Origin of the sequence: Streptomyces sp. NPDC090108, assembly GCF_044747185.1 — a bacterium.
In the GTDB taxonomy this organism is placed as follows: Bacteria; Actinomycetota; Actinomycetes; order Streptomycetales; family Streptomycetaceae; genus Streptomyces.
Window position 1 is genome coordinate 334,211 of the sequence record NZ_JBIVDQ010000007.1, and the last position, 11,807, is coordinate 346,017.

11 protein-coding genes are annotated in these 11,807 nt (G+C 70.4%); all 11 read right to left on the reverse strand.

The window, feature by feature from the left end; translation table 11 throughout:
* Positions 1 to 184 precede the first annotated feature (184 nt).
* A complete protein-coding gene (locus tag ACIPRD_RS25540) occupies positions 185 to 3,040 on the reverse strand; it encodes a DEAD/DEAH box helicase (protein WP_401566219.1) in 2,856 nt (951 codons plus the stop codon).
* Between the two features lie 86 nt (positions 3,041 to 3,126).
* Complete coding sequence (gene tatC / locus ACIPRD_RS25545; RefSeq protein WP_356400145.1) at positions 3,127 to 4,074, reverse strand: twin-arginine translocase subunit TatC; 948 nt, start codon at positions 4,072 to 4,074, stop codon at positions 3,127 to 3,129.
* Positions 4,075 to 4,123: 49 nt separating this feature from the next.
* Positions 4,124 to 4,408: a Sec-independent protein translocase subunit TatA gene (gene tatA / locus ACIPRD_RS25550; protein ID WP_356400143.1), complete on the reverse strand. Its 285-nt coding sequence runs from the start codon at positions 4,406 to 4,408 to the stop codon at positions 4,124 to 4,126.
* A 258-nt stretch (positions 4,409 to 4,666) separates the two neighbouring features.
* A complete protein-coding gene (locus ACIPRD_RS25555) occupies positions 4,667 to 4,861 on the reverse strand; it encodes a hypothetical protein (RefSeq protein ID WP_401566223.1) in 195 nt (64 codons plus the stop codon).
* A gap of 57 nt (positions 4,862 to 4,918) precedes the next feature.
* Entirely contained in the window at positions 4,919 to 5,179 is a 261-nt protein-coding gene (locus ACIPRD_RS25560) for a hypothetical protein (RefSeq protein ID WP_356400551.1), read from the reverse strand.
* 56 nt (positions 5,180 to 5,235) lie between these two features.
* Positions 5,236 to 6,276: a WYL domain-containing protein gene (locus ACIPRD_RS25565; protein ID WP_356400139.1), complete on the reverse strand. Its 1,041-nt coding sequence runs from the start codon at positions 6,274 to 6,276 to the stop codon at positions 5,236 to 5,238.
* Between the two features lie 19 nt (positions 6,277 to 6,295).
* Positions 6,296 to 7,297, reverse strand: coding sequence for a helix-turn-helix transcriptional regulator (locus tag ACIPRD_RS25570; RefSeq protein ID WP_401566226.1), 1,002 nt, complete (start codon positions 7,295 to 7,297; stop codon positions 6,296 to 6,298).
* Positions 7,298 to 7,478: 181 nt separating this feature from the next.
* Positions 7,479 to 7,859, reverse strand: a complete 381-nt coding sequence (locus tag ACIPRD_RS25575; protein WP_356400135.1) for an FKBP-type peptidyl-prolyl cis-trans isomerase — start codon at positions 7,857 to 7,859, stop codon at positions 7,479 to 7,481.
* A 96-nt stretch (positions 7,860 to 7,955) separates the two neighbouring features.
* Positions 7,956 to 8,960 (reverse strand): FKBP-type peptidyl-prolyl cis-trans isomerase, encoded by a 1,005-nt coding sequence (locus ACIPRD_RS25580; RefSeq protein WP_401566229.1) that lies wholly within the window; start codon positions 8,958 to 8,960, stop codon positions 7,956 to 7,958.
* 146 nt (positions 8,961 to 9,106) lie between these two features.
* Positions 9,107 to 10,468, reverse strand: coding sequence for a Pup--protein ligase (gene pafA / locus ACIPRD_RS25585; protein ID WP_073899688.1), 1,362 nt, complete (start codon positions 10,466 to 10,468; stop codon positions 9,107 to 9,109).
* Positions 10,469 to 10,477: 9 nt separating this feature from the next.
* Positions 10,478 to 11,737, reverse strand: a complete 1,260-nt coding sequence (locus ACIPRD_RS25590) for an MFS transporter (protein WP_401566232.1) — start codon at positions 11,735 to 11,737, stop codon at positions 10,478 to 10,480.
* Positions 11,738 to 11,807 lie beyond the last annotated feature (70 nt).

Sequence of the window (11,807 nt, forward strand, 5' to 3'; positions counted from 1 at the left end):
CGCGTCACATTCGGCAACCCTCTGAAATCGCCTCGGCAACAGGAGTACCCTCAACTCCATTTGCACCCAGGGCAGTTAATCGAACACACAGGGTGACGGCGCCCGGACGGCGAAAGGGCCGGCCGTCGCCTCTCCGTGGAGAGGGACAGCCGGCCCAGGGGCGCGGACCCGGGTCCGCGTCGGCTCAGCCCACCGACGAGTAGGCGACCACTCCCCGCAGCAGCTGGTCGACGGCCTTCCGGGCGTTCTTCGCCACGGTGGAGCCCTCCTTGACGGGAGCCGCCGCCGCGATCTGCCCCAGCACGTCGATGACCTGCTTGGTCCAGCGCACGAAGTCGCCCGCGGGCATCTCCGCCTCGCGCAGCACCTCGTCGAGGCCCTTCCCCGAGGCCCAGCTGTACGCGGCCCAGGCGAAGCCCAGGTCCGGCTCCCGCTGGCCCACGCCCTCGGTCTGGTTGATGCGGAAGTCCTCCTCCAGGGCGTCGAGCCTGCCCCAGATCCGCACCATGTCGCCGAGTGCCGCCTTCGCGTTGCCCGAGGGCAGCTTCGGCGCCATCGCGTCGTCGCCGACCCGGGACTCGTACACCAGCGCCGAGACGCAGGCGGCGAGTTCCGCCGGGCCGAGGCCCTCCCAGACGCCCTCGCGCAGGCATTCACTGGCCAGCAGGTCGAGTTCGCCGTAGAGCCGGGCGAGCCGCTTGCCGTGCTCGGTCACCTCGTCGCCGCGCAGGTAGTCCAGTTCGGTCAGCAGGGCGACGATCCGGTCGAAGGTCCGCGCGATGGTGTTGGTGCGGCCCTCGATGCGCCGCTCCAGCTGCGAGGTGTCCCGCATCAGCCGGTGGTAGCGCTCGGCCCAGCGGGCGTGGTCCTCGCGGTCGTCGCAGCCGTGGCAGGGATGCGCCCGGATCTCGGTGCGCAGCCGGGCGATCTCCCGGTCGTCGGCCGCCTGCGACCGCTTCTTGCGCGCCCGCTCGGCCGGCACATGGCCGGCCTTGGTGCGCAGCGCGGAGGCGAGGTCCCGGCGCGACTGCGGGGAGCGCGGATTGAACGTCTTCGGGATCCGCATCCGGTCCAGCGGCTCCACCGGGACGGGGAAGTCGACGGCCGCCAGCCGCTTGACCTGACGCTCCGCGGTGAGCACCAGGGGACGCGGGCCGTCGTGGGAGTCGAAGCCCCGGTGGCCGTCGGATCGGCCGGCGGGCAGCCCGGGATCGAGGACGAGCGCGAGACCCGCGTACTTCCCGGTGGGCACGTGGATGATGTCGCCCGGCTTGAGCTTCTCCAGCGCGACGGCGGCCTCCGCACGCCGCTCGGAGGCACCCTGCCGGGCCAGCTCGGTCTCCCGGTCCTTCAGTTCGCGGCGCAGCCGCGCGTACTCCTCGAAGTCGCCGAGGTGGCAGGTCATGGAGGCCTTGTAGCCCTCCAGGCCCTCCTCGTTGCGCTGCACCTGCCGCGAGATCCCGACGACCGACTTGTCGGCCTGGAACTGCGCGAAGGAGGTCTCCAGCAGCTCGCGCGAGCGGTGCCGCCCGAACTGCTCGGTCAGGTTGACCGCCATGTTGTACGACGGCTTGAAGCTGGAGCGCAGCGGATAGGTGCGGGTGCCCGCGAGCCCGGCCAGGTGCTCGGGGCTCATGCCGCGCTGCCACAGCACGACCGCGTGGCCCTCGACGTCGATGCCGCGGCGCCCGGCACGGCCGGTGAGCTGCGTGTACTCGCCGGGGGTGACATCGGCGTGCTGCTCGCCGTTCCACTTGACGAGCTTCTCCATCACCACCGAGCGGGCGGGCATGTTGATGCCGAGCGCGAGCGTCTCGGTGGCGAAGACGGCCTTCACCAGACCCCGTACGAACAGCTCCTCCACGACCTCCTTGAAGGTCGGCAGCATGCCGGCGTGGTGGGCGGCGATGCCGCGCTCCAGGCCCTCCAGCCACTCGTAGTAGCCGAGGACGTGCAGGTCCTCCGGCGGGATGGAGGCGGTGCGCTCCTCGACCAGGGCGCGGACCTGCTCGCGCTCGTCCTCGTCGTTGAGCCGGAGGCCCGCGTACATGCACTGCTGGACGGCGGCCTCGCAGCCGGCGCGGCTGAAGATGAAGGTGATCGCGGGCAGCAGCCCCTCGGCGTCGAGGCGCTCGATGACCTCGGGCCGGCTCGGCGTCCACACGCGGGAGCGCTGCCTGCGCTCGCGCTCCCGGTCGGCCTCGCGCATCGCGCGGCCGCGCCGCCGGTCCTGGTACGACGGCCGGGTGGCCTCCATCCGGGCGAGCCGGGCGAGGTCGGGGTTGACGGCCTTCTTGTGGCCCTCGCCCTCCTCGAACAGGTCGTACATCCGGCGCCCGGCGAGCACGTGCTGGAACAGCGGCACCGGACGGTGCTCGGAGACGATCACCTCGGTGTCGCCGCGGACGGTGTCCAGCCAGTCGCCGAACTCCTCGGCGTTGGACACGGTCGCCGACAGTGACACGAGGGTCACCGACTCGGGCAGGTGGATGATCACCTCCTCCCAGACGGCGCCCCGGAAGCGGTCGGAGAGGTAGTGCACCTCGTCCATGACCACGTAACCGAGGCCGAGCAGGGTCCGGGAGCCCGCGTACAGCATGTTCCGCAGCACCTCGGTGGTCATCACGACCACCGGGGCGTCGGAGTTCACGCTGTTGTCGCCGGTCAGGAGGCCGACCTTGTCCGCGCCGTAGCGGCGGCACAGATCGGCGTACTTCTGGTTCGACAGCGCCTTGATGGGTGTCGTGTAGAAGCACTTCTTGCCCTGCTGAAGGGCCAGGTGGACGGCGAACTCGCCCACGATCGTCTTGCCGGAACCGGTGGGGGCCGCCACCAGCACGCCCTTGCCGCTCTCGAGTGCGGAGCATGCCTCGACCTGGAAGTCGTCGAGGCCGAAGTCGTACATCTCGCGGAAGGGCGCGAGCGCGGTGGCCTGCTCGGCTGCCCGCGCACGGGACGCCGCGTACCGCTCGGCCGGTGAGAGGTCCTCTGTCATCGTGCTTTCGAGCCTACCGGGCCGCGCCGACAACGGGACGATCATTATCGGGAAGTCGGCTGATCGGGAACGAGCGATGCCCCCGTCCCGGGCGGGAGGGGGGGCATCGGCGGTCCGTCCGGCCGGGGCGGTCAGGTCACGTCGTCGTAGCTGTCGACCCGGTCGCCGGTGGACTGGCCCGGCAGGGCGCGGCCCGCCGAGACGGGCTCGACGGCCCCGATGTCCCCGGGGGTGAGGTCCAGCTCGGAGGCCTCGTCGTCACCGGGGCCCTCGTTCTCGCGGCGCGCCCTGCGGCGGTCGTTGAACAGGGCGAAGCCGACCGCGACGAAGTACAGCACCCAGATGGGTCCGGCCAGCGCGAGCATCGTCAGCGGGTCGGTGCTGGGCGTGGCGACGGCCGCGAAGGCCGTGATGCCGACGATCATGCCCCGCCACCAGCCGAGCATGCGGGTGCCGGAGACGATGCCCGTGAGGTTGAGCATCACCAGCAGCAGCGGCATCTCGAAGGCGAGGCCGAAGACCACCACCATGCGTGTGACGAGGTCGAGCAGGTCGTCCAGCGGCAGCAGGTTGTCCACGTGGGACGGGGTGAAGTCGATCAGCATCCGTGCCGTGGTGGGCAGCACGGTGTAGGCGAGGTAGCCGCCGGCCAGGAAGAGCGGGAAACCGAACCCGACGAACGCGTACGCGTACTTCTTCTCGTGCCGGTGCATGCCCGGGGCGACGAACGCCCAGAGCTGGTAGAGCCAGACCGGCGCCGCCATGACGATGCCGGCCATCAGCGACACCTTCAGCGCCAGGGTGAAGGGCGCCAGCAGACCGTTGATCGTGATCCGGGCGCAGGTGACGTCCTTCGGCGCCTTCGACATCTCCTCGAAGGTCTGCGTGCACCCCACCGAGCCGAGCACCGGCCTGGTGATGAAGTTGATGATGTCCCTGTAGAAGAAGGCGGCCACCGCGGTGACGACGACGATCGCCAGCACGCCCTTCGCGAGCCTGTTGCGCAGCTCACGCAGATGGTCCGCGAGCGGCATCCGCCCCTCGGGATCCCGCTCCTTCTTGCGGGCAGACTTGATCAACCCACGTCCTCATCTCGTGCAGGCGGACCGGAGCTCTCCGGTCCTCGCGTCAGCGCTGGGTCGATTCCGTCTGCTCGTTGACCGGACGGGCGCTGGTGACGTCGCCGGGCGAGGCCTGGATCGTGCGCTGGGCGACGGACGGCTCCTCGGCCGCCTGCGCGGTCGTGGCGGAGGCCTTGCCCTCGTCCTTCATGGCCTTGGCCTCGCTCTTCAGGATGCGGGCGGACTTGCCGAGCGAGCGCGCCATGTCCGGAAGCTTCTTGGAGCCGAACACGAGGACGATGACGAGAACCAGGAGCAGCAGGTGCCACGGCTCAAGAGCGCCACGGAACATTAGTCTTCACCTTCTCTTCGAGGCGGGCGGCGGGGGGCCTGACCAACCGATCGGACACCTGTCCGAGCTTCGTACCGACAGCGATCGTAACGCCCGGAGATGAAGACGGAACAATCCCGGTGCGTACTCCAGCTCCGCGGACCGCGCCTCGTTATGCGGACCGCGACCAGCAGCGTACCTGGCCCGGTGGACAGCATGACAGGGCGAAGTGCCGCAAACCGCGTGCATCGCGCACCGTCGCGGACCCCGGCCCACCGGTCACAGCGTGTCCGCGGACCGCGCCACGCTCACCGCCGCCCGCTCCAGGTCCTCGGCGGCCGTGCCGATACGGCTCGCCGCCTGCGCGACCTGCTGCCCGAGGCGCCGGGCCTCCACGAACACCCGGACGGCGAGCACCCCCAGGACGGCGAGACCCAGGAAACCCACAGCTACCGCGAACATCGGCCAGAACATGACGCCGAGCCTAGACGGTCGGCCGGCCCCGGGTGCGCCCGCGGGGCGCGGACACCGCTACGCCGTGGAGTGCAGCCGCAGGGTGCGGACACCGCCGCCGGTGAGCAGTTCGACGATGCGCTCCCCCGCGGGCTTGCGCACCGCCACCCCGCACTGGGGGCAGGTGAAGGAGTAGAACGTCGTCCGGCTGCTGGCGCCGATGGCCAGCCGCAGCGCGCCCGCGGCGAGCTCGAACCGGCTCCGGCAGTCCGGGCAGCCCGCCCGGAACATGACGGGGACCACTCTGCGCATCCCGGCGAAGGCGGCCGCCACCGTCATCTCCCGCACCCCGGACACCGCCGAGGCGTGCCTCGCTCCCGCAACCGGCCTGTCGTTCACAGCCCTCGCTCCCGCCTGTCGTACGGCTCTCCCGGCTCCCCCGGTGCCGCCCCGGCCGGGCCGTCGTAGGCCGCGAGCGCCTCGCGGGCCGCCTGCCGGGCACTGCCGGCCAGCTCGGGCGGAGAGACGATCCGGCCGTCACCGCCCAGCCGCAGCGCCAGCCGGCGCAGGGACGCCGGATCGGGGGTCCGCAGAGTGATACGCAGACCGCCGTCGGGAAGCTCATCGGCGCTGTCGTGCGGGTAGTACTCGGCGACCCAGCGGCCGCCGGGGCCGACCTCGATGACGACCTCGGGGTCCTCGGCGGCCGGCTGCACCAGTGCCTCGGACAGGTCGCGCAGCTCTATCTCCGGCGGCGCGGCGGGCTCGTCCAGGATCCGGATCTCCGCGACCCGGTCCAGCCGGAAGGTGCGCCGGGCCTCGGAGCGGCGACACCACGCCTCCACATAGGTGTGCCCCACGCTGACCAGCCGGATCGGGTCGATCTCCCGCTCGGTGACCTCGTCACGGGCCGGGGAGTAGTAGCGGATCCACAGCCGGCGCCGCTCGGAGATGGCCCGGTCGACGTCGGCGAACACCCCGCCCTCGGACTCGAAGGTCACCGACAGCCGGGAACTGGCGCCCGCCGCCTCACCGGCCGCGGTCTCCACCTTCGCGGTCGCCCGCAGCAGGGCCTGCCGGTCGCTCTCCCGCAGACCGGGCAGCGTCGACACCGCGCGGGCCGCGACGAGCAGCGCGGTCGCCTCGTCGGCGGCGAGCCGCAGCGGCTCGGCCGCCTCCTCGCCGAGCGCCGCCGGGTTGTGCCACCAGATGCGCTCGCCGTCGGTGTCGATGTCCAGCAGGTCACCGCCCCGGAAGCTGGTCCCGCACATGGGGAGCAGATCGAGGTCGGAGACCAGCTCGTCCTCGGTGATGCCGAACGCGCGCGCGACGTCCGCGATCCGGGCGCCGGGGCGCTCGCGCAGATAGGTCACCAGCGACAGCATCCGCCGGGTCTGGTCGATGGCGTTCACGGGCCTGACCGTCTTGCCTGCCATAGTCGTGCTCCGCTCCCCCTCAGCCCTTGGCCACGGCACGCAGCCGGTCCACCACGTCCGCACGCAGCTCGGCCGGCTCCAGCACCACCACGTCCGGACCGAACTCCACCAGCCACGCGTCCAGGCCGTGCCCGTACGGAATCTCCAACTCGTCCCAGCCGTTCCCGAGTTCCCGGACCTTCACGGCCTTCGCCCGAAGGGGGTAACCGGCGCCGGAACGCAGGCGGATCAGCGCCGACCGGTCGGCGATCTCACCCGCCCAGCCGGCCACCGTCTCCCGGACGGTGACGACATCGGGGACCGGCGCCGTGAAGCCCGTCCCGCGCGAGCGGACCCGGCCGGTGATCCTCGACAGCCGGAAGACCCGCTCGGCACCCCGGTCCCGGTCCCAGCCCGCCAGGTACCAGTGCCCGCGCCAGCACTCCAGCGCCCACGGCTCCACGGTGCGGGTCTCGGGGCGGGCGGCGGAGGCCTTGCGGTAGTCGAAGACGACCGGACGGCGGTCGCGGCACGCCAGCATCAGCGGCTCGAACGCGGCCTCGTGCACCGGGATCCGCGGCTCCAGCGCCCCGTGCGCCTCATAAGGATCGACGTCCTCGGGCAGGCCGGCGGCCCGCAGCTTCTGCAGGGCACCGCTGGCCGCGCCGGCCAGCCGGGCCTGCTGCCACACCTTCGCCGCCAGGCCGAGGGCGGCGGCCTCCTCGGCGTCCAGGGTGATCGCGGGCAGGCGGTTGCTGTCCCGCCGCGCGAGATAGCCGACCTCGCCGTCCAGGTTCTCCACGGTCTCGATGACCAGGCCCAGCTCGCGCAGGTCGTCCTTGTCGCGCTCGAACATCCGGTTGAAGGAGTCCTCCGAAGCGGCCGCACCCTTCTCCGGGCGCCCGGCCGCACCCCTGTCCGGCCTCGTGGCCTCGACGTAGGCCTCGATGGAATCGCGCAGCTCCCGCTTGCTGAGCGGCCTCCGTGTGCCGAGCAGACACAGCGCGAGATTCATCAGCCGCTCAGCCTTGGCAATGGCCATCGACGCCCTTCGCCTTCCATCCGTGCTTCCGACCCTCGACCGTACCGCTCCGAGGTGTCCGGACAAAAGTCGGAGCAAGCAAGGAGGGCCCGTGCGAACAGCACGGGCCCTCCTACGGCCAGGTCCGGTCGGACTCCGGCCACGTTCCCCGGTGATCCCGAGGGATCCCGGCCGGGAACGGTCAGCGCTTGGCGACGCCCACCAGGTCACACACGAAGATCAGCGTCTCGCCCGGCGCGATGGCACGGCCGGCGCCACGGTCGCCGTAGGCCAGGTGCGCGGGAATGGTCAGCTGGCGGCGGCCGCCGACCTTCATGCCCTGCACGCCCTTGTCCCAGCCCGAGATGACCTGGCCGACACCGAGCTGGAAGTCCAGCGGGGTGCCACGGTTCCAGGAGGCGTCGAACTCCTCGCCCGAGGAGAACGCCACGCCCACGTAGTGGACCTTGACGAAGTCGCCGGCCTCGGCCACCTCGCCGTCGCCCTCCCAGATGTCCTTGATCTCGAGGTCCGCCGGGGGGTTGCCGCCCGGGAAGTCGATCTCGGGCTTCTCGATGTTCACGTCAAAAGCTCCTGCTGTGTACGACACGAATCACGGACAGTCTTTCATCCCCGCGCACCGCCGCCCCGCCACAGGCCGCGCCATCACGCGAAAGCCCTACATCGCCGCCAGGATGTCCACCGTGAACACCAGCGTCGACCCCTTCTTGATGACCCCGCCGCTCGGCGGGTTGTCGCCGTAACCCAGGTCCGGCGGGACGACGATCAGCACACGGCTGCCCACCTTCTTGCCCGTCACACCCTGCGCCAGACCCTTGACGGCCTGCTGCATCTGCTCCACCGAGAACTGGCTGAGCCGCCCCGAGCCGTACGTCCGCTGGAACGTCTTGCCCCCGTCCCACACCAGACCCTGGAACTGGCACAGGATCGTCTGGTCCGCCTTGACCGCGGCCCCGTCGCCCTCCAGCACGTAGTTCGACACCAGTTGCTTCGGCGGGTCCGACTTCGGCACGGTCACCTTGGGCACGTCGCCGTCCGTGTTGACGCCCACCGTCGGCAGCGCCGCGTCCGTCTGCGGTACGGCCTTGCCCTTCGCGGAACTTTTCGAGTTGAACGAGTCGATCACGTCGACCACGAAGACCAGCGTGTCGGTGCCCTTGATCCCGGCCTGCGGATTGCCCGACGTGCCGTACCCCCACTGCGGCGGCACGGCCATCTCGACCCGGCTGCCGGTCTTCTTGCCCGTCAGGGCGTACCGCCAGCCGTCGATGATGCTGCCCTGGGCGAGCTGCATCACCAGCGGCCGATGCCGGTCGAACGAGTTGTCGAAGACCTTGCCCGAGCTCCAGATCTGCCCCAGGTAGTTGGCCTGGATGAAGTCGTTCTCCGCGACGGCCCGACCGCTGCCCGCGATCACCGTCCTGACCGCGAGATCCTTCGACGGCTCCCCCGAACCCTTCGCGACCACCGGCTTCTCACCGAACTTCGTCCCCGCCGTGATCGCCGGCAGCGGACCGTCCACGATCTTCGGCGGAGGCGGGGCCGAAGCCGACGGCGACGCCGAGGCGCTGGCTTCGCCGGAAGGGGACTTGTCGTCACCGCACGCGGAGAGCGTGACCAGACCTGCGGGTACGGCGGCTAGGAGCAATGAGCGTCGGCGCACGGAGATGCCTCGTAATCGGTCGATCTTGTGGAATGACGTGCGCGCAACTCTACGACGTGGACAGGGCGCCGTACGGGAAACGTACGGCGTCCGTGTCGCGGCCGTACCGGTCCGCGCCGGAAAACCCGGCACGGACCCTCCCCCGCTCACATTCCGGCGATCAGCTTCTCCACCCGGTCGTCCACCGAACGGAACGGGTCCTTGCACAACACCGTCCGCTGCGCCTGGTCGTTCAGCTTCAGATGGACCCAGTCCACCGTGAAGTCTCGGCGCTGTTCCTGGGCCCGCCGGATGAAGTCACCGCGCAACCGCGCCCGAGTGGTCTGCGGCGGCACCGACTTGCCCTCGAAGATCTTCAAGTCATTGCAGATCCGTGCCGCCTGACCCTTCTTCTCCAGCAGGTAGTACAGACCCCGCCGCCGGTGGATGTCGTGATACGCGAGGTCTATCTGAGCGACCCGCGGATGCGACATCGTCATGTTGTGCTTCGCCCGGTACCGCTCGATGAGCTTGTACTTCATCACCCAGTCGATCTCGGTACCGATCCGGTCCAGCTCCTCGGTCTCGATCGCGTCCAGCGTGCGGCCCCACAGCTCCAGCACCTGCGCCACCGTGCCCGTACGGATACCCCGGCGGTCGCAGAAGTCCACTGCCTTGTCGAAGTACTCCCGCTGCACCTCCAGCGCCGAGGCCTCCCGGCCACTGGCCAGCCGCACCTTGCGCCGGCCCGTGATGTCATGGCTGACCTCACGGATCGCCCGGATCGGGTTCTCCAGGGTCAGGTCACGCATCACCGTGCCCGCCTCGATCATGCGCAGCACCAGATCGGTCGCGCCGACCTTGAGCAGCATCGTCGTCTCGGACATGTTCGAGTCGCCCACGATGACGTGCAGCCGCCGGTAGCGCTCGGCGTCCGCGTGCGGCTCGTCACGCGTGTTGATGATCGGCCGCGAACGCGTCGTCGCCGACGAGACGCCCTCCCAGATGTGCTCCGCACGCTGACTGACGCAGTACACCGCGCCGCGCGGGGTCTGGAGCACCTTGCCCGCACCGCACAGCAACTGCCTCGTCACCAGGAACGGGATCAGGATGTCCGCGAGCCGCGAGAACTCCCCGTGCCGCGCCACCAGATAGTTCTCGTGGCAGCCGTAGGAGTTTCCCGCCGAATCGGTGTTGTTCTTGAAAAGGTAGACGTCGCCCGCGATTCCCTCCTCGTGCAGGCGTCGTTCCGCGTCCACCAGGAGACCCTCGAGAATGCGCTCGCCGGCCTTGTCGTGGGTGACCAGTTCGGTCACGTTGTCACACTCGGGTGTCGCGTATTCCGGATGTGATCCCACGTCGAGATAGAGCCGGGCGCCGTTTCGCAGAAACACATTGCTGCTGCGGCCCCATGACACGACACGGCGGAAGAGGTACCGCGCCACCTCGTCAGGAGACAGGCGCCGCTGTCCCCTGAACGTGCACGTGACGCCGTACTCGTTCTCCAGCCCGAAAATGCGGCGGTCCATGACTGAACATTACGCCCGATCCCCCGAGCTGAAACGGGGTTCGACAGCACGATTTGGATCATTTTCCGTCGACGCCGCCACGACACCGCCCCGAACAGGCGCCACCAGCACCCGCCCCGTGCCCAGCAGGACCAGCAAAGACACCGCTCCCGCCATCACCGGAAGCGCGAATCCCCACAGCGCGCCACCCGACTGGACGACCGGCCCCGCCAGCCCCGTCCCCACCGAAGCGCCCACCGTGAACGTCGTCACCAGCCACGAGAACGCCTCTGTGACCGTGCCCCTCGGCGCATGCCGGTCCACGATGATGAAGGCACACGCGATGCACGGCGCGAGGAACACCCCCGCCACCGCCGACAGCAGCACCATCGCCACCACACCCGGCATCAGCACCAGCGGCAGATAACACACCGCCAGAAGCGCCACCAGCACCCGCAGTCGCCGCTCCGGCGTCCCCGACCAGCTCCGCGCCCCGTACACCGTGCCGCCCACCAGCGCGCCCAGACCGAGCCCCGCCATCAGCCAGCCGTACACCGCGTCACCCCCGTGCGCGTCCGCGTACGGCACGGACGCCACCGTGATGGACCCCATCGCGATCCCCACGAACAGGAAGGCGCCCAGCAGCGCCAGCAGCCCCGGCGAACGCAGCGCGCCCAGCCAGTGCGCCTCACGCGGCGCCGAACGCCACGCACGCGAAGGCGGCGAGAGGACCACCGACAGCGCCCCGAGGACCCCCAGCGCGTTCAGCACCAGCAGAGCCGCGCGCTCCGACCACAGCGACACGCACAGGGTCACCAGCAACGGGCCCACCGTGAACATGACTTCCTGGGCCACCGCGTCCATGGCGTACGCGGTGTGCACCTGCTCCTCACGGCGCAGCACGGACGGCCACAGCGCCCGCAGACCGCCCTCCAGCGGCGGAGTGAACAGACCGGCGGCCGCCACCGCCGCGTACGCGAGGGCCGGCGGGGCGATCCCGCAGAAGGCGAACGCCGTCATGGCCAGGGCCGACGCCACCGCCGCGGGCAGCTGCACACGCGGCTGTCCGTACAGGTCCACCAGCCGGCCGAGGACCGGCTGGCCCACCGCGTTCGCCACCCCGTACACGGCCGCGAGCAGCCCGGCCTGGCTGTAGGTGCCGCCCTGCGCGCGGACGAACAGCACCATGGCGATCGCCGCGGTGGCGTTGGGCAGCCGGCCCACCAGGGTGCCGGTGAGCAGGCGCAGCGCGTGCCGCGCCCTGAGGATCTCCAGATACCCCGTGGCCATGTCCTGCCTTCCAGCGGCCGCTCCGGATCGCCTCGACGCTCCGAAGTGTTACGTATAACTTCTTTTTCCA